The sequence below is a fragment of the Bacillus cereus group sp. MYBK245-2 genome (assembly GCF_051916145.1).
GTDB lineage: Bacteria > Bacillota > Bacilli > Bacillales > Bacillaceae_G > Bacillus_A > Bacillus_A pacificus.
In genome coordinates this window covers 505,644-532,122 of sequence record NZ_JBQAGB010000001.1, presented here as the reverse complement: position 1 = coordinate 532,122, position 26,479 = coordinate 505,644, and the positions used below count along the sequence as shown (strand labels likewise).

Genomic DNA, 26,479 nt, shown 5'->3' with positions numbered 1-26,479 from the left:
ATAATAAGTAAACTATATTAAGTTTTGAGTGCAGCGCATAAAAATTATAAATATATTTTTTAAAATCAATTTACACAAGTGCACTGACAAAGCCATAAAGAATATTATAGTCAAATTTGACTAAAAGGCAAACTTTTTCTTCCGTCAAAATATTCTGTTGTATGGACAGCAAAAGAGTGAGTAATACTTAGTAGTGGTAAAAAGTCAATGAAGGAAATTGTAAAAAAATATTTCAGTAAGAATACCTGCTGTTAACAGATGAAAAATGGTTTTTTCTTGACTTTGTCGAATAGGATAAAAGGAAGAGTAATAACTATATATCGTTTGTAACGAGCTTTATTAATATTGTGTAGAGAGGCAGAATAAGGTCGTATGGATATGATGCATCTGAAATGGGGTGAATATTATTATGAAAATATGGAAACGAATTCCGGATCAAGGAAGGCGTTCAATACCGCTACAACCGGTATTATGGATTGATGGCTCAAAAAAGGAAAACGAATGTCCTAACGTAGCAGTTACATTACAAATCCGTAGTATGTATAAAGAAAAATTTTCATATGAACTGACCTGTGATGTAAACGACATACTTATTATTCGAATTGAAGTTGAAAATAAAGGAATGAAAATGATTTCACGAGTTGTAGTAAGTCATATGATTCGAGATTATTTTGCATATATTCCAAATTCATTAAAGGCTGATAAGGGAATGAGCGAGTTTCTGTTCCAGCTTGTAAGGTGGAGAATCGATAATTTATTACCAAATGAGAAGGTAGAATTAATTTGTAAAATAAAAGCAAATAAAGATAAAGAACTCAAAAACACACTATTTCAGGCTACATATACATTTCAATATAACGGAGTATCATATGGTCCGCTGCAAACAAATGAAGTTGTTGTACGGCAATGATAAAAAGGAACCTGTATGAAAGGTTCCTTTTTTAGTCCCTTTTTTGTTCGATCCATATTTACAATAGCGTCAATTTGATTATATGTAATGAAGTTTACTCCGAAAGAATTAAATAGTAATTTTAGCGACAACAGAAACCACGATAGTAAACGTATAATATCTGATAGATTTTTCTTTTGTAGCATGTAGGTCACCATATTTCTAAAATGATGTATGGTATATATGAAATAGAATAGAAATGGTAGACAAGCTTAAGCGGAAATGTACACTCAATATGTACATTTTTTATTTTGTAGAAAAACATAATTGTTATAGAAACATATATTGGTATAGAAGGGAGGCGAAGTATGAAACATAAAGGGAAAATTAGTGGATTATTACTTGGGAATACAGTGGCAGTTACAGAATGGATTGCGCTTCAGGATGTAATTACAAAACTGGATTCGCGATCATTTTATACCGTCTTTATTATTTATATATTGCAAATGATACTCAGCTATTATTTTGGACATTGGTATGATAAAAGAGCGAGTGGGCGTATGGATACGGAAGTAGGAGGAATGGCAAGTAATGATTTTGTAGTTGATTTTTTTGAGAAAGTAGCTGCTTTATCAGAACGAGATTCTCATAATATTACAGTGTACATTCTTTCTGTGAAAGAATGGAAAGGACTAAAAGAAACAGTGCAAGAAAAAAAATTGGAGGTGTTAGTACAAAAGTTGGAGAGTACGATTGTAAAGACAATTCGTAAAGGCGATGTCGTTACGAAGTGGGATGAAAATAAGTATGTTATTGTGGCGATCGATAACGGACATGAAAAATCGACAATAACAAACCGATTAATGAAAAATATTGAAAGTGAAATAGAAAATGGCTTGTTAAGTATGACTCTATTATTTGGGGCTGCTAGTTATCCAATAGAAGGAAAAACGTTTGAAGAATTGTTAAGAAAGGCACAAAATCAATTGTACCAGCATAGAAATTCGTAAAAAAATAAGTAAAACTTTGATGTAAAGAAATATGATATGAAGAAGTTTTGATTGTAACATTTTTTTGACTTTTATTACAAAAAGGACTTTTTTTGTAATAAAAGTCTTTAAAAATATATGAAATAGGCATATAATTATGATGGATGTGTCAATGCATTTTGCACAATGTGTTTCACTTTAAAAGTGTAGAGGAAAGCATACTCTACACTTTTCCTTTTTAGGGAATAGTTGCAAGATAGCATTTATACTGTGTAAAATGAACAAAGAGATTATTTGATAGAAAGCGGGAAAGGGAATGATAGAATGATAGACGTGAGAGAACAACGAACATCTTTTATCAGGTGAATGATTACTGTTGTTCTTCAAATTAGTATGGTTGTGATGAATTCCGTTGTACTTTTATGTAATACATAGTATGAATAGGTTTTAAAAAGTGCCAAGTAAAAGATGGATATGAAACTGCTATTTAGTTCAAAAATGGAAAATGTAATTTCAAGTAATACAATTTGTACAAGCATTATAAACAATATGAATGATTTTCGTGAAAAAGGTGCGAGTGTGGAGTTTATAGAAGGTTATATAATTTCATAGCTTTTTACACGATGATCGTATATAAGTAGGAGGAAAAAGATGTTGAAATATAGTAAATTAGCAATTGTAACTGCATTATCAATGACTTTACTAGCGGGGTGTTTTGGGCCGAAACCAGAAGAGGAATTATATGTTGCATTTGAAAATGCTGCAAAGCAAGAAAAAACAATGTTTGAAGATGCAAAAAAACTTAAAACTTTAGAGAAAGAGGGACAAGAATTATATAACCAGATTGTTCAAGAAGGAAAAGATAATAATCAAACTGTTAAGGAAAAACTAAACCAAGCAGTGAAAAATACAGATGAACGAGAAAAAGTGCTTAAAAAAGAAAAAGAATCTTTAAATAAGGCACAAGAAGAAGTGAAATCGGTAGATAAATATGTGAAGAAAATTGAAGATAAGAAATTGAAAGATCAAGCAGATAAAGTGAAAAGCACATATGAGAAACGACATGATTCATTTAACAAAATGTATGACAGCTATAATAAATCGTTAAAACAAGAAAAAGAATTATATACAATGCTACAAGATAAAGGTACAAAATTAAAAGATATTAGTGAAAAAGTAAAAGTAGTAAATCAGTCTTATAAAGATATTGAATCAGAAAAAGACAAGTTTAATGAATTTACGAAATCTTATAATACAGAAAAAATAGCTTTTTATAAACAAGCAAATATTAAAATTAAAGAAGAGAAAAAATAAAACAGTTTGGCCTACAATTGGCCAAACTGTTTTATTTTTTTGTATAGGTACGACTATACCATGGGACAGGTTCACTTAATTTTTTTTCTTGTTTTAGCGCTTCAGGACCAATATAATCTTGAAGTGTTTTTTTTGCTACTGTTAAAGATAAGGTTGTTTTCGGATTTCGATAGGAGGATTCAAGATGACCGAGATGTGGTAGGATTCGAAAATCTTCTTTTGTAGGAGGAATATGGAAAAAGTAATCACCTAAACGTATAAGAACATCAGATTGTTGTTGGCTAAAACGTGGATTTCTAGAGAAATGTAATCCTTCTTTAATAGCTTTTTTTTCAGTAATTAAGCGTTCTAAAGCTGTCTTTTTTAACCAGTATAAATACTTCGGATTAGTTGCAGCTTTAGCATGACGATTCACAACGAAAATAGATTGAGCTAGTCGATTAATAGAATGTTGGTTTTGTAATTGAGATTGTGGTTGTGAAGGTTTCATATTAAATCTCCTTTCAATTTTTCATTATTATACCATAAGTAAAAGTGATTTTTATTATATGCAAAAAGTGATTGTATATATTTTCAATATTAAAGCAATATTGTTACAAAAAACAACTATTTTGTATAATAGTAATAGAATGTGTTTTAGAAATTTGATAATGAAAGAGTGAGAAGTTTGAAAGAAATATTAAAACAGCAATATGCCATTATAGATATTGGATCTAATACAATGCGTTTAGTTATTTATGAAAAGCAAAACGGAGGTTTTTATAAAGAGATTGAAAATACGAAAGTGGTTGCAAGGTTAAGGAATTACTTAGTCGATGGTGTGTTGATTGAAGAAGGAATAGAGGTATTGTTACAAACATTATTTCAATTTCAAGAAAGTACACGATTCCATCAGTTGCGCCATGTACTTTGTGTTGCAACAGCAACAATTAGGCAGGCTGAGAATCAAGAGGAAATTAAAAAACTTGTTGAAGGACAAACAGACTTTACTCTTAGAGTATTATCAGAATATGAAGAAGCACGTTACGGCTATTTAGCGGTTATGAATTCAACTTCGTTCTCGGAAGGGATTACAGTAGATATTGGTGGAGGAAGTACGGAAGTTACATACTTTCGAAATAGAGAGATTTTAGAGTATCATAGCTTTCCTTTTGGGGCACTTTCTTTAAAGCAACAATTTATTAAAGAGGATATACCTACTGAAGAAGAGTTGGACAAGCTTCAAACGTACCTAGAATATCAATTTCGAACATTACCATGGTTAATTGATAAGAAATTACCCCTTATTGCAATTGGTGGTAGTGCGAGGAACTTAGTGAAAATTCATCAAAATTTAATTTGTTATCCTATAGCAGGAGTACATTTATACAAGATGAAAGAAGAAGATATTAAAAATGTGAAAGAAGAATTGGAAGGCTTGTCGTTCATAGAACTTCAAAAATTGGAAGGATTGGCAAAAGATCGAGCGGATACAATTGTTCCCGCAGTCGAAGTATTTCATACGCTTGTTAATGTTATAGAGGCACCAGCATTTGTATTAAGTAGAAAAGGATTAAGAGAAGGTGTTTTCTATGAAGAGTTGACAAAAGATTTGGGGATTTCATATTATCCGAACGTGGTCGAAGAAAGTTTGTATTTATTATCACATGAATATGAAATGGACATGGAATTTGTAATGCAGCTTATTAAACATGGAAGATTAATTTGTCAACAGCTTGAAGAAACAGGGCTGATTTCTATGTCAGTAAAAGACTGGGAAGTGTTCCATCAAGCAGCGAAAGTATTTAATATAGGCAAATATATAGACGAAGAAGCGAGCCGCTTACATACGTTTTATTTATTAGCAAATAAAACAATTGATGGTATGATGCATAAAGAGCGAGTTAGATTAGCGCTGATTGCGTCTTATAAATCAAAAATGTTATTCAAACAACATCTGTCTCCGTTTGAAGGATGGTTTGATAAAAACGAACAAAAAAAAATTCGCCTATTAGGGGCTGTTTTACAATTTTCAGCAGCTCTAAATATAAGACAAAGATCGCTTGTTGAATCGATATCTATAACAGAAAGTAAAGAAGGATTAACATTTAAAATTGTATGTGAGCAATCGGCATTAGCGGAAAAAGTGCAAGCTGAAAAGCAAAAAAAGCAGCTGGAAAGAGTATTGAAAACGAATATTAACTTATTCTTCGAATCAAAACACTAAGTTGTACGGATGTCTTTACAAAAAATTAACACTTTGGAATATTGTAATTTGTTAAAATGAAAGTAACTAAATTATAGTAAAAAAGTTTCAAGGGAAGTGTGAAGAGGATGGAAATGTTGAAGGGGAATATAGTCAATTTAAATGATACAGCTTATTACAACAATAGAGAACTAAGTTGGTTAGCATTTAATGAACGTGTACTACAAGAAGCACAGGATGAGATGAATCCGCTTTTAGAAAGATTAAAGTTTATTAGCATTTTTAGCTCCAATTTAGATGAATTCTTTATGGTACGTGTAGCAGGATTGAAGGATCAAGTGAGCGCTGGGTTTAACCAACCAGAAAATAAGGCTGGCTTAACACCAAAAAAGCAATTAAATAAAATTGCGATAAAGGCCCATGAATTAATGACTGTACAATATGATACGTTTAAAAATTATGTGTTGCCAGCGTTGGAGTTAGAGGGGATTGAGCGTTTAACATTCCATGATTTGACGAAAGAACAAAGAGAATTTATAGAAGAGTATTTTGATGAGCAAATTTTCCCAGTCTTAACACCTGTAGCTATCGATGCGTATCGTCCATTTCCTATGTTATTAAATAAAAGTTTGAATTTAGCTACTCTTTTATATGATGAGAAACAAGTGGAGGAAGAAAACCGCACGAAGTTAGGAATTGTACAAGTTCCTTCATTACTTGAACGTTTCATATTTTTACCGAGTGAAGGGCAAAAGCATAAATTTATTTTATTAGAAGATGTAATTAGTGGTTTTACTCATAAATTATTCACTGGATATAAAGTATCATCTGTTACTCGTTTCCGTATTACACGCAATGCGGATTTAACGATTCATGAAGAAGGTGCGAGAGATTTATTAAAAGTAATTGAAAAAGAATTAAAAAAGCGTAAGTGGGGAGCTGCTGTACGTTTAGAAGTTGGCAAAGAACACATTGATGAAAGAGTATTAGCGTTATTATATGAAGTGTTGGAAGTAAAAGATGAAGATGTGTATATAATGGATGGACCGTTAGATTTAACATGTCTATTTTCTTTATATAAAAAACTAGCGCCTTTATATGAACATTTAGTATATCCGGCTCTTATTCCGCAACGACCTCAAGATTTAGGGGATGCGGAAGATGTATTTGAAAAAGCAATTGAGCATGATATTTTATTACATCATCCGTTTGAATCGTTTCAGCCAGTAGTTGATTTTGTTCGTGATGCAGCAGACGACCCGAATGTACTTGCGATCAAACAAACATTATATCGAGTAAGTGGTGATTCTCCAATTATTCAGGCGCTAAAGGTAGCGGCTGAAAAAGGGAAACAAGTGACGGTATTAGTTGAGTTAAAGGCAAGGTTTGATGAAGAAAATAATGTGCATTGGGCTAAAGAATTAGAACAGGCGGGTTGTCATGTGATTTACGGTGTAAGTCATTTGAAAACACATAGTAAAATTACGCTAGTTGTAAGAAGAAAAAACGGAAAAATTGAAAGGTTCGTACATCTTGGAACCGGAAATTACAATGATGCAACCGCAAAGCTATATACTGATTTTGGCTATATTACATCACGAAAAGACTTTGGGGTCGATGCAACAAATTTCTTTAATTATTTGAGTGGTTATACAACAAAGCCGCATTTTCATCATTTATCGGTTGCACCATTTGATATAAGAGAGCAATTTATCGATTTAATAGATGAAGAAATTCGTTATCATAGGCAATATGGAAATGGATATATCATTGCTAAAATGAATTCATTAACTGATAAACCACTTATTAAAAAAATGTATGAAGCATCACAAGCTGGAGTAAAGGTAGAGCTCATCGTTCGAGGAACATGCTGCCTACGACCTGGTATTCCAAATGTAAGTGAAAATATTCGGGTAGTTAGTGTTGTCGGGAGATATTTAGAACATAGCCGTATTTATTATTTCCATCATAATGGAGAAGAGAAAATATATTTATCTTCAGCTGACTGGATGACAAGAAATATGGAGAAACGTGTAGAAATATCTTTCCCGATATTAGATATTGAAATGAAGGCACGAATTAAGGCGATTTTACAGCTTACTTTAGCTGATAATGTGAAAACACGTGAACAAAATAAAGACGGTGAATATTATTATGTTATTAATAATGGGGCAGAAGAGATTGATAGCCAAGTGAAGTTATTTAAGATGGCGTATCAAAACACAGATGCTGAATAATGAGAACAAAGTAAAAAACCTCTTTTTTAAGAGGTTTTTTACTTTGTTCTCTACTTATTATAAAGGATGCGTAGAGAGAATACTTTTTATTATAAGCATGTTAATGGATTATGAATCGGTTAAGAAAGGAAATAACATTAGTAGAATTGTTGCGGTACATTAATAATAGAATGGTTGTTGACAAGGTCCGCCATAACAAGGATAAGGTGTCGGCGGTGGGAAAGGTGGTGGATATGGTGGGTAATACGGTCTAGGACCGAAAGCTAATGCTCCGCCAAGCAGTCCACCAGCAATACCAGCTAGAAATGGGACGCCAAAAAACGGAAAGAAGCGTGAGTCGCCTACTGGACCAATAGGTGCTGAACGGACTGGGATTGGTTGATAATATGGATACATGAACAAACCTCCTTTATTGGACTCACTTTTATCATATGGTAAATGAAACATGGATGAGCGCGTACAAGAAAGGATATGTAAGAAAATAGGCGAATGATTACGAATGTTGGAGTGTAAAAATTGTTATCTCAGGTTTTGCCATAAATCGGAATGGGACACGTGTTCTGCCAAGGCCGCGATTGACATAGAGAGCTAAATCTTGGATCGTATAGAAACCTTCTACATAGTTTTTAGCAAGTGCTGGGGTAATAATAGCCCCTAAAAAAGGGATTTGTACTTGTCCGCCATGGCTATGACCAGAAAGTTGTAAGTTAACCGGATATGTAGCAATTTGCGGTGCAATATCTGGTTCGTGAACAAGAACAATGTTATAAATGTTTTTCCGAGCGCGCTGTAGCGTCTCCTTTATTTTTGGTTTGCCTAATAGTATATCATCAAGACCGAAAATTGAAATTTCACTATTATCCAGTAGACGGATTCTCTTTTCACTGTTTAGTAACAGTTCAAATCCAGATTCACGCATGATGTGTTCGTAGTATTCCGTTCCATATCCGCCGTGATCATGGTTGCCATAAATAGAAAATTTACCGAAGGGTGCTTGTATATTTTTTAAAATAGATGCAACGAAAGGAGTGTCAGTATATGTTTGATAATTATCAATGAGATCACCAGTAAAGAGAACAATGTCGGGTTTTACAGCATTAATTTTAGAAACGATTTGAGATAAATGTTGGAGAGAGAAATAGTATCCGAGATGTAAATCACTAAATTGAAGAATCTTCATACCGTGAAAGCTTTTTGGTATGAGTTGTGATTTCAATGTATGTTCTGTAAAAGAGAGCAGATGAGGCTCAATATATTTAGCGTAATAGTATCCGATACTAGTCGTTATAAATGAATATAGGCAAGTACGCATTCCAGTTTTTAAAAAATCTCTTCTTGTAATTTTCTTCATAAAAATATGAGTATACCTATTTGTCTTATATTACATGTGTTCGTTACATTTACAGGTTACTCAAATCTCCTTTCGTTTTTTTAAATATATTTTAAATCATGTAAAAGTAGTATAGATAACGAAAAAGTGAATAAAAAGAAATCTCTTTACGTTAAAATATCAGAAAAGTTTAAAAATATAAAGATTTCTATTAAATAAAATGATAAAATGAATGTGTATTCATTTTTTGGAGGGGGATATATATGAAAGAAAAAGTAGTTATTGTAACAGGTGGATCGAGCGGAATGGGAAAAGGAATGGCGACTCGCTTTGCAAAAGAAGGGGCACGAGTTGTTATTACAGGACGTACAAAGGAAAAACTAGAGGAAACAAAATTGGAAATTGAACAATTTCCAGGACAAATATTACCGGTACAAATGGATGTAAGAAATACGGATGATATTCAGAAAATGATTGAACAGATTGATGAGAAGTTTGGACGAATTGATATTTTAATCAATAATGCAGCTGGAAACTTTATTTGTCCAGCAGAAGATTTATCTGTGAACGGCTGGAATTCGGTTATTAATATTGTGTTAAACGGTACATTTTACTGTAGCCAGGCTGTCGGAAAATATTGGATTGAAAAAGGTATAAAAGGAAATATCATTAACATGGTAGCAACATATGCGTGGGATGCAGGTCCGGGAGTTATTCATTCGGCTGCAGCGAAGGCTGGAGTATTAGCAATGACGAAGACACTCGCTGTTGAGTGGGGACGTAAATATGGAATCCGAGTTAACGCTATTGCGCCAGGACCAATTGAACGTACGGGCGGTGCTGATAAATTATGGATTTCAGAAGAAATGGCTAAGCGTACGATACAAAGTGTTCCGCTTGGAAGACTGGGTACGCCAGAAGAAATTGCAGGTCTAGCTTATTATTTATGTTCAGATGAAGCTGCGTACATAAATGGAACTTGTATGACAATGGATGGAGGACAACATTTACATCAATATCCATTTTAAAAGGGATAAGGAAAATGTGACGGAATTGTGACATATGAAAGAAAAGTGTTTACAAGAGGTCATATATACGTTATATTTAAGACCTCTTTTTTCTTCATAGTAGAATTGCTAATTCCCCTTAGCATTTTACCCCTCTAATCCCTTCAGGAAAACTGAAGGGATTTTTTATTATTTTTCCGTAAATATCATGTTATAATTTTTGAAAAGTAAAGGGAGGGAAGCACGTTGATAGATGCATTAGATGTAATGAGTAACTTGGATAAAGTCCTTCCTTATTATCAAGCAATTTTTAGTGCTGATGAACATACTGTAATTGGATATGAAGTAGTAGGGCGTATTCAAACAGAAGAGGGCATACAAAGTTTAGCTTCTTTCTTTCATGATGACTCTATTCCAAGTGAGTTTCAACTAGAAGCGGATAACATTATAGTAGAAAAAGCTTTAAATCGTTATTTAGAAAGTGATCAAAAACTATTATTATTTATACATCGGAATGCTAACGTATTGATGAACGATGATGATGAAAGTTTGCTTCAACTTTTATTGATGTATGAAAAACAAGGTTTAAATTTGAAAAACATTGTTTTAGAAATTACAGAACATGAATGTAAAGAAGATATAGAGCAATTTAATCATTTGCTTATGTATTATCGTACATATGGTATTCAAATTTCGATTAATAAAGTCGGAACAGGTACAAGTAATTTAGAACGTATTAGCGTGTTAGCACCTGATATTTTAAAAGTAGATTTAACAAATTTAAGGCAAACTGCACTTTTACAATCTTATCAAGATATTTTATATTCTTTATCATTACTTGCTAGAAGAATTGGTGCGACATTGTTATATGAAGAAATAGATGCTTTTTATCAATTACAATATGCATGGAAAAACGGTGGTAGGTACTATCAAGGGAATTATTTGAAAGAATGCTTACCTGATTTTATTGAAACGAACGTTTTGAAAGAACGACTTGGTAATGAGTGTCATCAATTTATTCAACATGAGAAGAAAAAACTACAAAAGATTTATAATTTAACAGAAATGTTACGTGATCGAATTGGCGATGTTTTAGCCAAACAGAAAAAGAATGAAGATATAAATGATTGGTTATTACAATTTAGCCAAAGTGTATCACAATGTAGTTTTCGTATATTTATTTGTAACGAAGATGGTTTCCAACAATCAGGAAACGTTATGAAAAAAGATGGGGAATGGATTGTGATGCCTGAGTATTACATGAAGAACTGGAGTTGGCGCCCGTATTTTCTAGAGAATATTATGAAAATGCGTTTTGAGAATAAGGCAAGACTTTCAGATTTATATGCTGATATTGAAACCGGTGAGATGGTACGAACATTTTCTTTCCCGATTGATGATGAAAACTTTTTATTTATAGATTTATCGTATGAATATTTATATGAAGAAGATGTTTTATTTTAATGCACGAAGAGATTCGTGCATTTTTTGTTTGTTTTTATCATAAATTGGTAATAGTGAAAATGGTGCCGAAAATGCTGTCTATCGTTGTAAAGATTTTACGAACGAAACCAGCCCTTTCTTTGCATAATCATTGTTACAATGAATACTACAAAGACAAGTTTTCTAAAAAGGAAGGTGAAAAAATGAGGAAATATGGAATATGGTTAGTTCTATTTGTATGTGTTGCCTTTCTAGTTGGTTATAGTGTTACAACTGTTTTAGGAAAAGAGGAAGTGAAAGTCGATCGGAAAGAAGTGTTTGTAACGATACAAAAAGGCTATGAAAGCCAATTTTCAATTCGTGGGAAGCGTTTGCCGATGAATAAGATGATAGAAACGTTATCACCATATTTTACAGAGAATTTCCTTCAAGTATTTACAGATGAAAATAGTAGAAGTGATAAACAAAGTGGTGAATATTTACTTCCAGCAAAAGAAGCGCCATTTTCTTTTAATTCAGAAACGAAAATGTCATATGATGAAGAGCATAAAATTTTATATGTTTATGAGCGGGCGAAAAGTGGACAATATCAAATTGTAACATTGCAAAGAGATCAAGGGAAATGGAAATTGGCCGGATATCATGAAAGCCAAGAACTTTTAACTGAAATAAAAAGGTTACAACAATTATAAAGTGAAACTTTAATCAGGGCATATCCTGTTTAATATGAACTTGCCACAATCAGATGCATACTTCCAAAATATAGCGGGATAAAAATAGGAATAGGTCTTTACCTATTCCTATTCTATATTAAGAAGTTGTTGTAATTTTTCAATTTGAAAACCAGCAACAACTTCTCCATCAATTACAACCGTCGGAGTTGAATAAGAATCATAGTCATATAAAAGACGATTGCGAGCAGCGGCGTCTTTTTTTACGTCAAATTCTTCGTATACAACGTTATTATGCTTTAAAAATTCTTTCACAATAACACATGGCGGACAATCAGGTTGTGTGTAAACCTCAATTTTTTTCATTGCAATTCCTCCTTTTTCCTGTTTTTTATTATATTCTTCCAGTATAAAAATCGCAATAAAGAAGGGAAAAGATGTTCTTTCTGTTTTTTCCTTCGTATTTCGACAAATTTTTAGTTGAGTTTCTGGCCAATAACCTTTATCCTAGAGTGTGGAACATTTTTTCTGTTATGACGGATAGAATGAGTATAGCTGTAAAACCTATTGGTAGGAAGATCAGAGAAAGGAGAGATTTCATGTCTCTACTCCAAGGAATTTTAACTCGACTTGTTAGTCTACAAGAACAAGCTGAAAGCGGTGAAGTAGCACAACGCTATTTTGAAGTGAACGGTGAGCGCAAATGTAGCGTGAAATTTTTCGATAAAAGTGAAATGTATGAGTTAGAAGTGTATCAACAAGGTGAAAAACCTCAAGTGTATCAATTCGATAATATCGACATGGTTGCAATTGAGATTTACGATATCATTTCTTGATACATATAAAAAAGGTGTTGCCATAGGGCAACACCTTTTTTAGTTCTATTACTTTTAGTATATATGTATAAGGATTTTTTATTTTTCCTACAATGGTAATAAAGTGAAAGTGTAATTAGTAGGGTTTCTTCGTCCTATACAGCTTATTATCCATCACCAATTGAGGACGGATAGTAAATAGCGGGATGAAAATAGTGAGGAGGTGTGTTATATGGAACGTTTACCAGTTGTGATTTGTCCTAATTGTCACAATTCTGCTGAGATTATTCATGTACTAACGGCTCAATCGAATCAAAACGTAATTTATACGTGCCAAGTTTGCCAATATGTAATTCGGAATATTGAAACGAATAAAGGGTAGGGAGTTATAATTTTGGTTTTTGTCCCATACAATGAGAATACGAAAAGTCTGTCTAATTGAAAGGACGTGACTATGTGGCCGGTGAACATAAATTTTATAATGTTTCAGAGAGACATTTAAATTTTGATATGGTCTTTACCCGTATTTGTAATTTCATTGAAAAGGATCCGCGAAATTTATATCGTTTATCCATTGGGACAGACTCACAAGCACATCAAAAGGATACGAGGTTTATTACGGCAATTCATATTCATCGCGTTGGAAAAGGAGCCTGGGGGTGTTTACACCATCAATCAGTAAAAGATAAGCCAGAAACTTTACGTGAGAAAATATATTTAGAGACGCAGTTTAGTCAAGAAATTGCATGCCTATTTACTCCAAATCATATACAAACAATATGGGATTTATTGCATCCATATGCTCAAGATGGTGCTGGTTTTATAATGGAGATTCACTTAGATATCGGAAATGATGGTTTAACAAAAGAATTTATTCTAGATATGACAGCGAAAATTCAAGCGATGGGATTAACTGCAAAAATTAAGCCAGATGCTTATGCGGCGTTTAGTTATGCAAATCGATATACGAAATAAAAACAATTTATATATTTCTTTCACTAAAAACTGAATATTACATCTATTAAATAGGCTGAAAATTTTATATAATAATGGTAACGATGCGAGTATAAGGAGAGGGGTATATGAAAAGGGAATTTGTTTTAACGGAAGAAGAGGAAAGTTTGTTACTAGATATTTTATTTCAGCAAAATTATGCGAGTGAAATTTTAGCTGTGGAACTTACAGATATCGAGAATGGTTTAAAAAAGACAGACGTGATGCAATATAAAAAAATCACAAGGTTATTTTACAGATTAAAAAATAAAGGGTATTAAGCGCTACCGGAATGGTAGTCTTTTTTTTGTGTTATATGCTAAAATAGCTGTGTAATTTTGTTTTTTACTGAAAGAATGTAAGGACAAAATAATAATGTGAAAACGCTGTCATAAAATGTGAATAGAGCCGGTAATTATAAGCAGGAAAAAGGGAAAATGGGGGATGTAATATGATTAGTATTCCAAAAGACGAGTTTCAACAAATTTTTGTAAAAGATTTAATGATTTCATCAGAAAAAGTAGCACACGTCCAAATAGGGAATGGTTTAGAGCATGCTTTACTCGTACTTGTGAAATCTGGATATTCGGCGATACCTGTTTTGGACCCGATGTACAAATTGCATGGGTTAATTAGTACTGCTATGATTTTAGACGGTATGTTAGGGCTAGAACGCATTGAGTTTGAAAGACTTGACGAAATGAAAGTAGAGCAAGTAATGAAGAAAGATATTCCGGTTCTTAAGTTAGAAGATTCATTTGCAAAAGCATTAGAAATGACTATTGATCATCCATTTATTTGCGCTGTCAATGAAGATGGGTATTTTGAGGGGATTTTAACACGTCGAGCGATTTTAAAATTGTTGAATAAAAAAGTAAGGCAACATAATCGATAATGTGAGAAAAGTGACTTCATAGAACCGAAGAAGTCACTTTTTTTTCGTGCATATCAGTTGTGTATGTATTATATTTAAAAAGATAAAAAATATAAGCGTATGTAGTTAAATTAAGGATGAAAAGCTTATTGAGATAAGGTGTATGGAAGCTAAGGAAAGAGGGAGAAAGTTGCAAATTGATGATTTTCAAATGATGGTTGTGTTAGCACAGGAATCAAATATGAGAAAAGCGGCGGAACGTTTATTTGTTTCACAACCTGCGCTTAGTCAACGATTACAATCTATGGAGAAACAATGGGGAATGAAGTTTTTTATTCGCTCGCAAAAAGGATTGACAATTACACCTGAAGGGGAAAAAGTCGCAAATTACGCAAAAGAAATGCTACAAAGGGAAGAGGATATTAAAAGTGAGCTAGCTGTTTTTAGAACAGAAACTCATGGGACGTTAAAAATAGCTGTCGCATCAGTTATTGGTCAATATTGGCTTCCTCCTGTTTTGAAGAAGTTTGTACATAAATATCCTTCTGTAAAAATATCGCTGTTTACTGGCTGGAGTAGTGAAGTGCAAAAGCAATTTTATGAAGGAGACGTTCATGTTGCTATATTGAGAGGAACACAAGAATATAAAGGCCAGAAGCAACAATTATTTGAAGATGAACTTTATTTAGTGGATAAAGAAATAAAAGATATTTCGATGTTAAAAGAAACAAATAGACCATTTATTCAATTTAAAAGTGATTCGACTTATTATGGACAAATACAAAATTGGTGGTATGGTTTATTTTCTAATCCACCTAAGAGAACAATTGTCGTTGATCAAATTGAGACTTGCAAACAACTCGTTTTAAATGGTATAGGTTATGCTCTTTTACCTTCTACTGTTTTAAAAGAAGTACAGGAAAATATGTATAAAACACCTGTCCAATTAACGAGAGAAACATGGTTATTGACGAGTGAATCAGCTAGACAATTGAAGCAAGTACAAGCATTTTTAGAAATTATAGAAGAAATTCAAATGGAAAAATAGGATTATTATCTTGCTACTCGCCCTATCGTTTGGTAGAGTAACATTATAAATGGATTTAGGAGGCAACAAGAATGAAAATGATGGACGCTAACGAAATTATTTCGTTTATTCAAAAAAGTGAAAAGAAAACTCCTGTAAAGGTATACATAAAAGGGGATTTAAAAGAAGTAACATTCCCTGAAACGGTACAAGCATTTGTAAATAAAAAGTCTGGTGTATTATTTGGAGAATGGTCTGAAATTAAGACAATTCTAGATGAAAATAGCAAGTACATTGTTGATTACGTTGTTGAAAATGACCGTCGTAATTCTGCAATTCCAATGCTTGATTTAAAAGGTATTAAAGCTCGTATTGAGCCAGGTGCGATTATTCGTGACCACGTTGAAATCGGCGATAACGCTGTTATTATGATGAATGCAACAATTAATATCGGTGCTGTAATTGGTGAAGGGTCTATGATCGACATGAACGCGGTACTTGGTGGACGTGCAACTGTTGGTAAGAACTGTCACGTAGGTGCAGGCGCAGTACTTGCAGGTGTTATTGAGCCACCTTCAGCAAAACCAGTTATCGTTGAAGACGATGTTGTTATTGGTGCTAACGTAGTTGTGTTAGAGGGAGTTACAGTAGGTAAAGGTGCAGTTGTAGCAGCAGGAGCTGTTGTAACAGAAGATGTACCTCCATATACAGTTGTAGCAGGTACTCCAGCACGTGTAATTAAAGAGATTGATGAGAAGACAAAAGCAAAAACTGAAATTAAACAAGAGCTTCGTCAATTAAACCCAGAGAAATAAAAACAAAAAAGCGTAAGAGCATAAACAGGCTCTTACGCTTTTTATAGATAGAGGTGCAAAAATGGTAGTAAGCAAATTCGTTCAAATTCGTAGAGACTTACACAAAATACCAGAAATTGGATTTAAAGAGTGGAAAACACAACAGTATATTTTAGATTACATAGGAACGCTTTCGAATGAACATGTGGAAGTGAAAGTATGGAGAACAGGTGTCATTGTTAAAGTAAAGGGAAGAAATCCAGAAAAAGTTATAGGTTATCGCGCAGATATAGACGGTTTACCAATTACAGAGGAAACTGGATATGAGTTCGCTTCTGTTCATGAAGGAATGATGCATGCATGTGGACATGACTTACATACGGCAATCGGTTTAGGCCTCCTAACAACAGCTGTAACAGAAAGAATAGATGATGACCTTGTATTTCTATTCCAACCAGCTGAAGAAGGGCCTGGAGGGGCTCTTCCTATGTTAGAGAGTGAAGAGTTAAAAGAATGGAAGCCGAATATTATTCTCGGCCTTCATATTGCACCTGAATACCCTGTAGGAACAATTGCTACAAAAGAGGGGCTATTATTTGCAAATACATCAGAGTTATATGTTGATTTAAAGGGGAAAGGTGGACATGCAGCTTATCCTCATACTGCAAATGATATGATTGTCGCAGCTAGTCACCTTGTTACACAGCTTCAGTCTGTTATTAGTCGTAATGTAAACCCACTTGATAGTGCAGTAATTACAATCGGAAAAATAACAGGCGGTACAGTTCAAAATATCATAGCAGAAAAGTCTCGATTAGAAGGAACGATTCGAACGTTATCAGTGGAATCAATGAGTCGTGTTAAAAGTAGGATTGAGGCAATTGTTGCAGGTATAGAAGCTTCCTTCCAATGTGAAGCGGTTATTGACTACGGAGCGATGTATCACCAAGTATACAACCATGAAGCATTAACGAGAGAGTTTATGCAATTTGTAAGTGAACAAACTGATATGAAAGTAATTACATGCACTGAGGCAATGACAGGTGAAGATTTTGGTTATATGCTTCAAGAGATTCCTGGATTTATGTTTTGGCTTGGAGTAAATTCAGAATATGGTTTACATCATGCAAAATTAAAGCCAGATGAAGAGGCTATTGAGAAAGCTATCGTATTTTTAGATCAATATGTAAAGTGGAAGGGAACTAGAAAGTAAATTTGCTCGCCAACTTTGTAACAATTTAAAGTGGGTATTCGTTAGTTCCAAGGTGAAAACATCTTTTATATCTGTTTTGGATACACATCGGCATACAAATGGATAAAATAATGAGCAGTGGTTTTGAGCCGCTGCTCATTATTCATTATCACTTATTGAGAAGATGATTAGTTAACTAGCTTATATATGTTTACAATTCGTGTGGAGAGTGTGTAAAATCAAGGTGAAACGTAGAAAAAAGGGTGGGGAATTACGTGCAGATTAGCAGTGCGATTTTATGTTTTGTTTTATATACATATGTTATTATTGCGGCGGTTTATTTTGGGATAAGTTTTTATGCCTACCGTTTAGCGAATAATCATGAATATGAAGAGACATACAACTGGGTGAAAAGGTATTTATCACCTGTACTAGAAATTATGAATGGGTTTGTTCTTTTTTTATTTATTGGATTAATTGCTTTTTCAACGAGCTTAGTAGGAAATAAGACTACATTATTTGTACTAGGTATCATTATTTTTATGCTATTAGGAATTCGTATTGGTAATACGGTATTTTGGAATGAGAGAAAAGTAGATGGTTGGACGGGAATGCTAATACCGTGTATGCTAGCTGCTATCGTGACGAATATAGAACATGAATATTATCAGTTGCATTTTTGGCTCATAATTGTTTTAACAATTCTCTCTGTGTTGTATATAAGTACTGTCGTGCTAACATACATTGCAAATGAAAAGGGAGATGTAAAAGGTACGCATTTCTTTAGAGGGCGTGCATTGTTATGGAGTGTGCCAACGATGGCGGTTATAGCAATTATTGCGATATTAGTAAATGGGTATCAATTTACGAATTGGCAACTGTTTTTAGAAAATTGGTGGATTTTCATTCTTTCGTTTATCGCTTTTTTAGGTGCAACGCACTATTTATTCCATCAACACCATTATATATTGGCATTGCTATTCGCATTCACACAACTATTATTTGCTTTCTTCGGACAAGAAACGTTATTATTCGTTTTTGAAACGTTTAGTTCATTTGGAAACATATTTGTATTTGGTATGTTAATTTTCAGTATCGCATTTTATTTACAACAGTATTTTTATATGCAAAAACAAAAATAAAGAATGATATACAGGTTTTTGTAGCAAATCTAAAGTATGTTACAATAAAAATACATAGTATTCGATGTTATTGGAGGAATTTCTGTGGGTGAAAAAGAGAAAGAATTTGCTGTCATTGGGCTTGGGCGTTTTGGTGGAAGTATTTGTCGGGAACTTGCTCAATTAGGTATGGAAGTAATGGCAATTGACTCAGATGAGGATAAAATTAATGAGTTTGCAAATATAGCTTCACATGCTGTAATTGCAGATTCAACAGATGAGATGGTATTAAAAAGTCTTGGTATTCGTAATTTTGATCATGTAGTCGTTGCGATTGGAGACAATTTAAATTCAAGTATTTTAACAACATTAATTCTGAAAGAGTTAGGTGTAAAAAATATTACTGTAAAAGCTCAAAATGATTACCATGAAAAAGTATTAAGTAAAATAGGAGCAGATCACATTGTGCACCCAGAGCGTGATATGGGAAAAAGGATTGCTAATAATATTGCATCAAGTAATGTGCTAGACTATCTTGAGCTTTCAGATGAGCATAGCATTGTAGAGATTATTGCAAATAAAAAAATTGATGGTCATTCTTTAATCGAATTAGATATTCGTGCGAAGTTTGGATTGAATATTGTAGCGATTAAACGTGGTAAAGAAGTTATTGTATCCCCTCGAGCTACGGAAAATATTCAAGCGGGAGATATATTAATTGTAATTGGTCATGACGATGAAGTAGATCGTTTCAAGCACTTTTTAAGATAAGAGAAAAGGACAATACCATAAAGGTATTGTCCTTTTTTCTTATATCTCCATAATGATTGGTAAAATCATTGGGCGACGTTTCGTTTTCTCATATAGGAATGGTGCTAATGTATCTGTAATTTCATTTTTAATTTCAGACCATTGCGTTGTTTTACGTTCCATTACTTTTTCTAAATGAGTTGTAATTAATGTTTGAGCATCATTAATTAAATCACTACTTTCGCGCATATAAACGAAACCACGTGAGATAATATCAGGCCCTGCTGCAACTTTAAATTCTTTCATATCAATGCTTACGACGACAATAACAAGTCCTTCTTCAGAAAGGATACGACGATCGCGTAATACGATATTACCGATATCTCCAATACCATTTCCGTCAATATAAACAGATCCAGATGGTATTTTACCAGCTACACTTGCTTCATCTGAACGTAAGGCAAGAACATCACCATTATCCATAATGAAACAGTTTTCTTCTGGAATACCACAATCATTTGCTAATTTCATATGCATACGTTGCATACGATATTCACCATGAATTGGCATGAAATACTTCGGTTTAATTAGACGAAGCATTAGTTTTTGTTCTTCTTGTCCACCGTGTCCACTCGTATGAATGTTTGACAGTTTTCCGTGGATTACATCAGCACCAGCACGGTACAACATATTAATTGTACGGCTTACACTAACTGTATTACCAGGGATTGGTGAAGAAGAGAACACAACTGTGTCGCCAGGAATAATTTGAATTTGACGATGGGTACCATTAGCAATACGTGAAAGTGCTGCCATTGGCTCCCCTTGACTACCTGTACATAAAATAACAACTTTATTAGCCGGTAGACGATTTAATTGAGATGCATCTATGAATGTATCTTTCGGACAGCGAATATAACCGAGGTTTTGTCCGATTTCAATCGCTGCCTCCATACTTCGGCCAAATACAGCCACTTTACGATTGTTTTCAACAGCCGCTTCAACGACTTGTTGCAAGCGATGGATATTTGATGCAAAGGTTGCGAAGATAATACGACCTTCTACTTTGCGGAAAATATCTTGAATACTATCACCAACACGGCGCTCAGACATTGTAAAGTTTGGAACTTCACTGTTTGTACTGTCAGATAAGAGACAAAGTACACCGTCTTTTCCGATTTCAGCCATTTTTGTTAAGTCCGCTGGTTCACCAACCGGTGTGAAGTCAAATTTGAAATCTCCAGTATGAACCACTTGTCCTTGAGGTGTTTTCACAACAACTCCGTATGAATCTGGGATACTGTGAGTTGTACGGAAGAAGGAAACAGATGTCTTTTTAAATTTAATAACATCATCTTCTTGAATTTCATAAAGCTTTGCTTTACGAAGTAATCCGTGCTCTTCTAATTTGTTTTTGATTAGTGCAATTGCTAATTTTCCGCCATAAATCGGAATGTTCACTTGACGTAATAAGTAAGGAATTCCACCGATATGATCTTCGTGACCATGTGTAATGAATAACCCTTTAATTTTATCTTCGTTTCGCACAAAATAAGTGTAATCTGGTATTACATAATCGATTCCGAGGAGTTCGTCTTCTGGAAACTTAATTCCAGCGTCAATTATAATAATTTCATCTTGAAATTGAACAGCATATGTATTTTTACCGATTTCACCAAGACCACCTAAAGCAAAAACGGCTGCTTGATCATTCTTTAGAAATTTCATATGACTATACGATTTCCGCTAATGTTAAATCAGCGTTTTCTTTTTCATATTCAAGATGATTGCCAGTCACAGACTGAACGAATTCGATATTATATGCGAACTTATTTAATTTTGTACGAACATCCTTTTCAGACGTAGCCTCTAAATATAAAACTTTTGTATTTTCACGTACTGGAACCTCAGTCATTTTTTCTTGATAAAATACTTTAAAAATCATTTGGAAAACCTCTCCTTGTCTATGTTTTGCATTATCTGTTACTTATTATAAAGCAAACAGTCACGATTTTCATGTTTTTTCGAATGAGAATGAAGAAAAAGCCCGAAATGGGCACAATTTAAGCGATCGTCTTTTTACGGACTAGATCTTTTAAATAACGCTTCAGCTTTTTCTTCAGCTTCTTCAGCATGATTACTCCTTCCTTTCCTTATTTTAAACATGCATATTACTAGTGAAAACGCCGTCTCTGATATAAGAAAGAGGACAAAAGTGAATGTTGAATCTTGTCTTTTCTCATACAGAGAAAGTTATTCTATAGTAACGATTAGTAGCCGTTAGTTATAGATATAGTATGAGAAAGAATAGAAAAGAAAATTCATACGAACAAGTATCCACATTTTTTACTAATATATATATGCAGGTTTTATAAATAAGGTCAGAAAGTGAACGCTTTCTTCACAGATGTTTAATATGTTATACTTTTTTTTAGCATTTGAAAAGCGATAATCAAAATAGGAATATAGAGTAACAGAAAGGATTTTGACAAATGAATGATAAAATTGTCTTTTTTGATATTGATGGAACATTATTAGATCATGATAAGAAGATTCCGCAATCTACACGAGATGCAGTAAGACAGTTACAAGAAAAAGGCGTGCATGTAGCAATTGCGACAGGACGTGCACCATTTATGTTTGAAGATATTCGTAAGGAACTGAATATCCACAATTATGTTAGCTTTAATGGACAGTACGTTGTATTTGAAGATGAGGTAGTATTTAATAACCCATTACATCCAGCTGCTCTACATAAGTTTACTCAGTTTGCAAAACAAGAAGGATATCCGCTTGTATATCTTGATCATCAAGAAATGAGAGCATCAGTGGAATATCATGATTATGTGAAAGAAGGGTTTGGCAGTTTACATTTTGAGCATCCGGCATATGAACCTGATTTTTATGAGAAGCGTAATATTTATCAAACACTTCTTTTCTGTGAAGTAAATGAAGAAGAAAAGTTTATAAATCAATACCCAGACTTTCATTTTATTCGCTGGCATGCGTATTCAATGGATATTATTCCAAATGGTGGTTCTAAGGCAAAAGGGATTGAGAAATTTATTGAAAAATTAGGATTTAACCGTGAACAAGTGTATGCATTTGGGGATGGCTTAAATGATTTAGAAATGATTGAAGCAGTTGGGACAGGTATTGTGATGGGGAATGGTCATGAAGACTTGAAAAAACTTGCGAATCATGTGACAAAGGATGTTAGTGAAGACGGTATATATCACGGTTTAAAATGGGCTGGATTGCTATAAGTGAATATGGAATCTATTTCATATAGTAAAAAGGCGGAAGAGTGTATTCCGCCTTTTTTACTATCGCTCCAGAGGTTTTGAATCATCAGGAGCGGCAAATGGATTTTCTTTATTAATGTGGTCATAGAACATAACACCATTTAAATGGTCAATTTCATGTTGAAATACAATTGCTGGTAACCCTTTTAAACGTAATTTTACTTCTTCGCCGTTAATAGAAGTTGCTTTCACTGTAATTCTTGTATAACGAGGGACATAACCAGGTACTTCACGGTCTACTGATAGACAGCCTTCACCACTTTGTAAATATGTACGTTCAACAGAATGGCTAATGATTTTTGGATTGAATAATGCATGACTATATAACGTACCGTCCGTATCTGTTACATGAACCGCAATCATTCTTTTTGAAATACCGATTTGCGGAGCCGCTAATCCGATTCCAGGGCGTAAACTATATTTTTCAGCCATTTCAGGATCTTGGCTATTTATTACAAATTCAATCATTTCTTTAAGAGTATTTGTATCTTCTTCGCTCGCTGGTAGTACTACCTCTTCTGCAACGTTTCGCAAAATAGGATCTCCTTCGCGAATTACATCTTTCATTGTAAGCATATGTAATCTCTCCTTTCCCTTTTAGTCTACCAAAGGAGATGGAAAAAGTCATCGGCAAGTAAGGGGAAGATAGATCGGTTATGTAGGAATAAAAAGAAAGAGACGGCAGAGCCGTCTCTTTCTTTCCATAGTTGTTTCATTTTACATTAGCGAATGCAAGCAGCACCAACGATAATTAAAAGAATAAACAACACAACGATTAAGGCGAAGCCGCGTCCAGACCCACCACAAGAACCGCCATAACCGTAGGAAGGATATGAACAAGTTGGATAGCAATATGAATATCCGTACATGAGATGACCTCCTTTATCATTTCCCGCTAATACTGCGGTTACTATAATGTATGGAGGGAAGAGTAGAAATGTATGGGTAATTACCTATAAAAGGAAGAAGAGTTTGTATATTTTTGCTAAGAAGAGAGAAAAACTAAAGGGAATTAAATCGTTTACATATTATTCTAAGAGAAAAAACAAGTTAAAAAGGGAATAATATAACAGTAGGTTAATGCTTACTAATACAGATGTGAAAAATAAAAACACGTTTGTGTAGGAGAAACCTGCAGATTATTTATAAAAAAACGTATTCAAAGTAATTGACATCGTAATTAGAATAGTTGTAAACTAAAAAACGTGATCAAGATTGTATTAATATGTTTCTGAAAAAACATTAGTACAGATTGTTAGGTACACAAAATTATTCTCAACCGACAAATAAATTTGTTGGTTTACATTGTTGCGGTTTCCATCTAGCTAATAGATAGTGAAAGCGTTTCAGAATATGGTTCAAGAGAGGAAGAGGTGAACGGAATGGGTACTAAAACAAAAAAGACCCTATTTAATGTTGATGAGCAAATGAAAGCTATCGCAGCTCAATTTGAAACATTACAAATTTTAAATGAAAAAGGCGAAGTTGTGAATGAAGCAGCTATGCCTGAATTATCTGATGATCAATTAAAAGAATTAATGCGCCGTATGGTGTATACTCGCGTACTAGATCAACGTTCTATTTCTTTAAACCGTCAAGGACGTTTAGGTTTCTACGCACCAACAGCTGGACAAGAGGCTTCTCAATTAGCAAGTCATTTCGCACTTGAAGCAGAAGATTTCATCTTACCAGGATATCGTGATGTGCCACAATTAGTATGGCACGGTTTACCATTATACCAAGCATTCTTATTCTCTCGTGGACATTTCATGGGTAACCAAATGCCTGAGAACGTAAATGCACTTGCTCCACAAATCATCATCGGTGCGCAAATCATCCAAACTGCTGGTGTTGCGTTAGGTATGAAATTACGTGGTAAAAAATCTGTTGCAATTACTTACACTGGTGACGGTGGTGCTTCACAAGGTGACTTCTACGAAGGTATGAACTTTGCGGGCGCATTCAAAGCTCCAGCAATCTTCGTTGTACAAAACAACCGTTATGCAATCTCTACTCCAGTAGAAAAGCAATCTGCAGCTAAAACTGTAGCACAAAAAGCAGTAGCAGCAGGTATTTACGGAATTCAAGTAGACGGTATGGATCCATTAGCTGTATACGCAGCAACTGCTTTCGCTCGTGAGCGTGCAGTAAATGGCGAAGGTCCTACTTTAATCGAGACTTTAACATTCCGTTACGGTCCACATACAATGGCTGGTGATGACCCAACTCGTTACCGTACAAAAGATATCGAGAACGAATGGGAACAAAAAGATCCAATCGTACGCTTCCGTGCATTCTTAGAAAACAAAGGCCTATGGTCTCAAGAAGTTGAAGAGAAAGTAATCGAAGAAGCAAAAGAAGATATCAAACAAGCAATTGCTAAGGCTGACCAAGCTCCAAAACAAAAAGTTACTGATTTAATGGAAATCATGTACGAAAAAATGCCTTACAACTTAGCTGAACAATATGAAATTTACAAAGAAAAGGAGTCGAAGTAAGCCATGGCTCAAATGACAATGATTCAAGCAATCACTGATGCTTTACGCGTTGAAATGAAAAATGACCCTAACGTACTTGTGTTTGGTGAAGACGTTGGTGTAAACGGCGGTGTATTCCGTGCTACTGAAGGTTTACAAGCTGAATTCGGTGAAGACCGTGTAATGGATACTCCACTTGCAGAGTCTGGTATTGGTGGACTTGCAGTTGGACTTGCACTTGAAGGATTCCGTCCAGTTCCAGAAATCCAATTCTTCGGTTTCGTTTATGAAGTAATGGATTCAATTTCTGGTCAATTAGCTCGTATGCGTTACCGTTCTGGTGGACGTTGGACTGCTCCAGTAACAGTTCGTTCTCCATTCGGTGGTGGTGTTCATACTCCTGAACTACATGCTGATAGCTTAGAAGGTTTAGTGGCTCAACAACCTGGTCTAAAAGTTGTTATTCCATCTACTCCATACGATGCAAAAGGTCTTTTAATCTCTGCGATTCGTGACAACGATCCAGTTATCTACTTAGAGCATATGAAATTATACCGTTCATTCCGTCAAGATGTACCAGAAGGCGAATACACAATTGATTTAGGCAAAGCTGACATCAAACGTGAAGGTACAGATGTATCTGTTATCGCTTACGGTGCTATGGTTCACGCTGCATTAAAAGCTGCTGAAGAACTTGAAAAAGAAGGTATCTCTTTAGAAGTTGTTGACTTACGTACAGTTCAACCATTAGATATCGAAACAATCATCGCTTCTGTTGAAAAAACAGGCCGCGTAGTTGTAGTTCAAGAAGCTCAAAAACAAGCTGGTATTGCAGCTAACGTTGTAGCGGAAATTAACGACCGTGCAATCTTAAACTTAGAAGCTCCAGTTGTACGTGTTGCAGCTGCTGATACAGTATTCCCATTCTCTCAAGCTGAGAGCGTATGGTTACCAAACCACAAAGATATTGTTGAAGCTGTTAACAAAGTAATGAACTTCTAATTTTTACTTATTCATGTGCAAAAGAAATCAGCACATGCTGATTTCTTTTGCCATATTCCATAAT

At 34.2% G+C, this 26,479-nt stretch carries 30 protein-coding genes; 21 read left to right on the top strand and 9 right to left on the bottom strand.

The features are described from left to right. The first annotated feature begins 409 nt into the window (after window positions 1–409). On the top strand, window positions 410–910 hold the full coding sequence (locus ACTFRN_RS02665; RefSeq protein WP_000708167.1) for a hypothetical protein: 501 nt from the start codon (window positions 410–412) through the stop codon (window positions 908–910). Here the strand turns inward: ACTFRN_RS02665 and ACTFRN_RS02660 are convergent. Then, window positions 850–1,095, bottom strand: a complete 246-nt coding sequence (locus tag ACTFRN_RS02660) for a hypothetical protein (protein ID WP_041184500.1) — start codon at window positions 1,093–1,095, stop codon at window positions 850–852. The genes ACTFRN_RS02665 and ACTFRN_RS02660 overlap by 61 nt on opposite strands. A gap of 162 nt (window positions 1,096–1,257) precedes the next feature. Here ACTFRN_RS02660 and ACTFRN_RS02655 point away from each other — a divergent pair, with 162 nt between their 5' ends. Both ACTFRN_RS02655 and ACTFRN_RS02650 read left to right on the top strand, forming a co-directional pair. After that, the gene (locus ACTFRN_RS02655; RefSeq protein WP_000680842.1) at window positions 1,258–1,899 is read left to right on the top strand and encodes a diguanylate cyclase domain-containing protein; all 642 of its coding nucleotides are present in this window, start codon (window positions 1,258–1,260) and stop codon (window positions 1,897–1,899) included. Window positions 1,900–2,529: 630 nt separating this feature from the next. Continuing rightward, on the top strand, window positions 2,530–3,192 hold the full coding sequence (locus ACTFRN_RS02650; RefSeq protein WP_088106429.1) for a YkyA family protein: 663 nt from the start codon (window positions 2,530–2,532) through the stop codon (window positions 3,190–3,192). A 31-nt stretch (window positions 3,193–3,223) separates the two neighbouring features. Here the strand turns inward: ACTFRN_RS02650 and ACTFRN_RS02645 are convergent, their stop codons facing one another. Continuing rightward, a complete protein-coding gene (locus tag ACTFRN_RS02645; protein WP_000804868.1) occupies window positions 3,224–3,682 on the bottom strand; it encodes a YkyB family protein in 459 nt (152 codons plus the stop codon). A gap of 177 nt (window positions 3,683–3,859) precedes the next feature. On the opposite strand from ACTFRN_RS02645, the gene ppx reads away from it, so the two are divergent. Together ppx and ACTFRN_RS02635 are read left to right on the top strand one after the other, a co-directional pair. Continuing rightward, window positions 3,860–5,398, top strand: coding sequence for an exopolyphosphatase (ppx, locus tag ACTFRN_RS02640; RefSeq protein WP_000658869.1), 1,539 nt, complete (start codon window positions 3,860–3,862; stop codon window positions 5,396–5,398). A gap of 107 nt (window positions 5,399–5,505) precedes the next feature. Beyond that, window positions 5,506–7,614, top strand: a complete 2,109-nt coding sequence (locus ACTFRN_RS02635) for a polyphosphate kinase (RefSeq protein ID WP_014893533.1) — start codon at window positions 5,506–5,508, stop codon at window positions 7,612–7,614. A gap of 159 nt (window positions 7,615–7,773) precedes the next feature. Here ACTFRN_RS02635 and ACTFRN_RS02630 read toward each other — a convergent pair whose 3' ends face one another. Together ACTFRN_RS02630 and ACTFRN_RS02625 are read right to left on the bottom strand one after the other, a co-directional pair. Further along, window positions 7,774–8,010: a hypothetical protein gene (locus ACTFRN_RS02630; RefSeq protein WP_000283744.1), complete on the bottom strand. Its 237-nt coding sequence runs from the start codon at window positions 8,008–8,010 to the stop codon at window positions 7,774–7,776. A gap of 97 nt (window positions 8,011–8,107) precedes the next feature. Continuing rightward, window positions 8,108–8,965, bottom strand: coding sequence for a metallophosphoesterase (locus tag ACTFRN_RS02625; protein ID WP_000724516.1), 858 nt, complete (start codon window positions 8,963–8,965; stop codon window positions 8,108–8,110). 242 nt (window positions 8,966–9,207) lie between these two features. Here ACTFRN_RS02625 and fadH point away from each other — a divergent pair, with 242 nt between their 5' ends. The 3 genes from fadH (at window position 9,208) to ACTFRN_RS02610 (ending at window position 12,086) form a co-directional block, all read left to right on the top strand. Then, entirely contained in the window at window positions 9,208–9,972 is a 765-nt protein-coding gene (gene fadH / locus ACTFRN_RS02620; RefSeq protein WP_000660918.1) for a 2,4-dienoyl-CoA reductase, read from the top strand. A 225-nt stretch (window positions 9,973–10,197) separates the two neighbouring features. Continuing rightward, window positions 10,198–11,415, top strand: a complete 1,218-nt coding sequence (locus ACTFRN_RS02615) for an EAL domain-containing protein (protein WP_000564304.1) — start codon at window positions 10,198–10,200, stop codon at window positions 11,413–11,415. Between the two features lie 182 nt (window positions 11,416–11,597). Then, entirely contained in the window at window positions 11,598–12,086 is a 489-nt protein-coding gene (locus tag ACTFRN_RS02610; protein ID WP_001233820.1) for a DUF3993 domain-containing protein, read from the top strand. A 108-nt stretch (window positions 12,087–12,194) separates the two neighbouring features. Here ACTFRN_RS02610 and ACTFRN_RS02605 read toward each other — a convergent pair whose 3' ends face one another. Next, the gene (locus ACTFRN_RS02605) at window positions 12,195–12,431 is read right to left on the bottom strand and encodes a glutaredoxin family protein (RefSeq protein WP_000717880.1); all 237 of its coding nucleotides are present in this window, start codon (window positions 12,429–12,431) and stop codon (window positions 12,195–12,197) included. A 233-nt stretch (window positions 12,432–12,664) separates the two neighbouring features. Here ACTFRN_RS02605 and ACTFRN_RS02600 point away from each other — a divergent pair, with 233 nt between their 5' ends. From ACTFRN_RS02600 to ACTFRN_RS02555, 10 genes are all read left to right on the top strand, one after another. Next, on the top strand, window positions 12,665–12,901 hold the full coding sequence (locus ACTFRN_RS02600; protein ID WP_000055151.1) for a YkuJ family protein: 237 nt from the start codon (window positions 12,665–12,667) through the stop codon (window positions 12,899–12,901). 211 nt (window positions 12,902–13,112) lie between these two features. Further along, window positions 13,113–13,262, top strand: a complete 150-nt coding sequence (locus ACTFRN_RS02595) for a hypothetical protein (protein ID WP_000440538.1) — start codon at window positions 13,113–13,115, stop codon at window positions 13,260–13,262. A gap of 74 nt (window positions 13,263–13,336) precedes the next feature. Beyond that, on the top strand, window positions 13,337–13,855 hold the full coding sequence (locus tag ACTFRN_RS02590; RefSeq protein ID WP_000896651.1) for a ribonuclease H-like YkuK family protein: 519 nt from the start codon (window positions 13,337–13,339) through the stop codon (window positions 13,853–13,855). Window positions 13,856–13,962: 107 nt separating this feature from the next. Further along, window positions 13,963–14,154: an antirepressor AbbA gene (abbA, locus tag ACTFRN_RS02585; protein ID WP_000817794.1), complete on the top strand. Its 192-nt coding sequence runs from the start codon at window positions 13,963–13,965 to the stop codon at window positions 14,152–14,154. Window positions 14,155–14,324: 170 nt separating this feature from the next. Further along, the gene (cbpB, locus tag ACTFRN_RS02580; RefSeq protein ID WP_000623566.1) at window positions 14,325–14,768 is read left to right on the top strand and encodes a cyclic-di-AMP-binding protein CbpB; all 444 of its coding nucleotides are present in this window, start codon (window positions 14,325–14,327) and stop codon (window positions 14,766–14,768) included. 142 nt (window positions 14,769–14,910) lie between these two features. Then, window positions 14,911–15,795: a LysR family transcriptional regulator gene (locus ACTFRN_RS02575; RefSeq protein ID WP_001984809.1), complete on the top strand. Its 885-nt coding sequence runs from the start codon at window positions 14,911–14,913 to the stop codon at window positions 15,793–15,795. 71 nt (window positions 15,796–15,866) lie between these two features. After that, window positions 15,867–16,589, top strand: coding sequence for a 2,3,4,5-tetrahydropyridine-2,6-dicarboxylate N-acetyltransferase (gene dapD, locus ACTFRN_RS02570; protein WP_000783248.1), 723 nt, complete (start codon window positions 15,867–15,869; stop codon window positions 16,587–16,589). A 61-nt stretch (window positions 16,590–16,650) separates the two neighbouring features. Continuing rightward, window positions 16,651–17,781, top strand: coding sequence for an N-acetyldiaminopimelate deacetylase (locus ACTFRN_RS02565; RefSeq protein WP_074567404.1), 1,131 nt, complete (start codon window positions 16,651–16,653; stop codon window positions 17,779–17,781). A 254-nt stretch (window positions 17,782–18,035) separates the two neighbouring features. Continuing rightward, window positions 18,036–18,902: a hypothetical protein gene (locus tag ACTFRN_RS02560; RefSeq protein ID WP_001167328.1), complete on the top strand. Its 867-nt coding sequence runs from the start codon at window positions 18,036–18,038 to the stop codon at window positions 18,900–18,902. 84 nt (window positions 18,903–18,986) lie between these two features. After that, window positions 18,987–19,652, top strand: coding sequence for a potassium channel family protein (locus ACTFRN_RS02555; RefSeq protein ID WP_000504032.1), 666 nt, complete (start codon window positions 18,987–18,989; stop codon window positions 19,650–19,652). Window positions 19,653–19,691: 39 nt separating this feature from the next. Here ACTFRN_RS02555 and rnjA read toward each other — a convergent pair whose 3' ends face one another. Both rnjA and ACTFRN_RS02545 read right to left on the bottom strand, forming a co-directional pair. Next, a complete protein-coding gene (gene rnjA, locus ACTFRN_RS02550; protein WP_000670369.1) occupies window positions 19,692–21,359 on the bottom strand; it encodes a ribonuclease J1 in 1,668 nt (555 codons plus the stop codon). A gap of 4 nt (window positions 21,360–21,363) precedes the next feature. Then, window positions 21,364–21,576: a DNA-dependent RNA polymerase subunit epsilon gene (locus ACTFRN_RS02545; RefSeq protein ID WP_000576444.1), complete on the bottom strand. Its 213-nt coding sequence runs from the start codon at window positions 21,574–21,576 to the stop codon at window positions 21,364–21,366. Window positions 21,577–22,123: 547 nt separating this feature from the next. Here ACTFRN_RS02545 and ACTFRN_RS02540 point away from each other — a divergent pair. Further along, window positions 22,124–22,897, top strand: a complete 774-nt coding sequence (locus ACTFRN_RS02540) for a Cof-type HAD-IIB family hydrolase (protein WP_000998288.1) — start codon at window positions 22,124–22,126, stop codon at window positions 22,895–22,897. Window positions 22,898–22,957: 60 nt separating this feature from the next. Here the strand turns inward: ACTFRN_RS02540 and def are convergent, their stop codons facing one another. Continuing rightward, complete coding sequence (def, locus tag ACTFRN_RS02535; protein ID WP_000957059.1) at window positions 22,958–23,512, bottom strand: peptide deformylase; 555 nt, start codon at window positions 23,510–23,512, stop codon at window positions 22,958–22,960. Window positions 23,513–23,658: 146 nt separating this feature from the next. Further along, on the bottom strand, window positions 23,659–23,805 hold the full coding sequence (locus ACTFRN_RS02530) for a YjcZ family sporulation protein (protein WP_000274562.1): 147 nt from the start codon (window positions 23,803–23,805) through the stop codon (window positions 23,659–23,661). A 513-nt stretch (window positions 23,806–24,318) separates the two neighbouring features. Between ACTFRN_RS02530 and pdhA the strand changes: the two genes are divergently transcribed. Then, window positions 24,319–25,434, top strand: a complete 1,116-nt coding sequence (gene pdhA, locus ACTFRN_RS02525; protein ID WP_000536893.1) for a pyruvate dehydrogenase E1 component subunit alpha — start codon at window positions 24,319–24,321, stop codon at window positions 25,432–25,434. 3 nt (window positions 25,435–25,437) lie between these two features. After that, window positions 25,438–26,415, top strand: coding sequence for a pyruvate dehydrogenase complex E1 component subunit beta (gene pdhB, locus ACTFRN_RS02520; protein WP_000068166.1), 978 nt, complete (start codon window positions 25,438–25,440; stop codon window positions 26,413–26,415). Window positions 26,416–26,479 lie beyond the last annotated feature (64 nt).

Excerpts from the sequence above, each read along its gene's own strand:
- ACTFRN_RS02665 (WP_000708167.1), top strand. The coding sequence starts at position 410 with ATGAAAATATGGAAACGAATTCCGGATCAAGGAAGGCGTTCAATACCG.
- ACTFRN_RS02660 (WP_041184500.1), bottom strand. The coding sequence starts at position 1,095 with ATGCTACAAAAGAAAAATCTATCAGATATTATACGTTTACTATCGTGG.
- ACTFRN_RS02655 (WP_000680842.1), top strand. The coding sequence starts at position 1,258 with ATGAAACATAAAGGGAAAATTAGTGGATTATTACTTGGGAATACAGTG.
- ACTFRN_RS02650 (WP_088106429.1), top strand. The coding sequence starts at position 2,530 with ATGTTGAAATATAGTAAATTAGCAATTGTAACTGCATTATCAATGACT.
- ACTFRN_RS02645 (WP_000804868.1), bottom strand. The coding sequence starts at position 3,682 with ATGAAACCTTCACAACCACAATCTCAATTACAAAACCAACATTCTATT.
- ACTFRN_RS02635 (WP_014893533.1), top strand. The coding sequence starts at position 5,506 with ATGGAAATGTTGAAGGGGAATATAGTCAATTTAAATGATACAGCTTAT.
- ACTFRN_RS02630 (WP_000283744.1), bottom strand. The coding sequence starts at position 8,010 with ATGTATCCATATTATCAACCAATCCCAGTCCGTTCAGCACCTATTGGT.
- ACTFRN_RS02625 (WP_000724516.1), bottom strand. The coding sequence starts at position 8,965 with ATGAAGAAAATTACAAGAAGAGATTTTTTAAAAACTGGAATGCGTACT.
- fadH (WP_000660918.1), top strand. The coding sequence starts at position 9,208 with ATGAAAGAAAAAGTAGTTATTGTAACAGGTGGATCGAGCGGAATGGGA.
- ACTFRN_RS02610 (WP_001233820.1), top strand. The coding sequence starts at position 11,598 with ATGAGGAAATATGGAATATGGTTAGTTCTATTTGTATGTGTTGCCTTT.
- ACTFRN_RS02605 (WP_000717880.1), bottom strand. The coding sequence starts at position 12,431 with ATGAAAAAAATTGAGGTTTACACACAACCTGATTGTCCGCCATGTGTT.
- ACTFRN_RS02600 (WP_000055151.1), top strand. The coding sequence starts at position 12,665 with ATGTCTCTACTCCAAGGAATTTTAACTCGACTTGTTAGTCTACAAGAA.
- ACTFRN_RS02595 (WP_000440538.1), top strand. The coding sequence starts at position 13,113 with ATGGAACGTTTACCAGTTGTGATTTGTCCTAATTGTCACAATTCTGCT.
- abbA (WP_000817794.1), top strand. The coding sequence starts at position 13,963 with ATGAAAAGGGAATTTGTTTTAACGGAAGAAGAGGAAAGTTTGTTACTA.
- cbpB (WP_000623566.1), top strand. The coding sequence starts at position 14,325 with ATGATTAGTATTCCAAAAGACGAGTTTCAACAAATTTTTGTAAAAGAT.
- ACTFRN_RS02575 (WP_001984809.1), top strand. The coding sequence starts at position 14,911 with ATGGAAGCTAAGGAAAGAGGGAGAAAGTTGCAAATTGATGATTTTCAA.
- dapD (WP_000783248.1), top strand. The coding sequence starts at position 15,867 with ATGAAAATGATGGACGCTAACGAAATTATTTCGTTTATTCAAAAAAGT.
- ACTFRN_RS02565 (WP_074567404.1), top strand. The coding sequence starts at position 16,651 with ATGGTAGTAAGCAAATTCGTTCAAATTCGTAGAGACTTACACAAAATA.
- rnjA (WP_000670369.1), bottom strand. The coding sequence starts at position 21,359 with ATGAAATTTCTAAAGAATGATCAAGCAGCCGTTTTTGCTTTAGGTGGT.
- ACTFRN_RS02545 (WP_000576444.1), bottom strand. The coding sequence starts at position 21,576 with ATGATTTTTAAAGTATTTTATCAAGAAAAAATGACTGAGGTTCCAGTA.
- ACTFRN_RS02540 (WP_000998288.1), top strand. The coding sequence starts at position 22,124 with ATGAATGATAAAATTGTCTTTTTTGATATTGATGGAACATTATTAGAT.
- def (WP_000957059.1), bottom strand. The coding sequence starts at position 23,512 with ATGCTTACAATGAAAGATGTAATTCGCGAAGGAGATCCTATTTTGCGA.
- ACTFRN_RS02530 (WP_000274562.1), bottom strand. The coding sequence starts at position 23,805 with ATGTACGGATATTCATATTGCTATCCAACTTGTTCATATCCTTCCTAC.
- pdhA (WP_000536893.1), top strand. The coding sequence starts at position 24,319 with ATGGGTACTAAAACAAAAAAGACCCTATTTAATGTTGATGAGCAAATG.
- pdhB (WP_000068166.1), top strand. The coding sequence starts at position 25,438 with ATGGCTCAAATGACAATGATTCAAGCAATCACTGATGCTTTACGCGTT.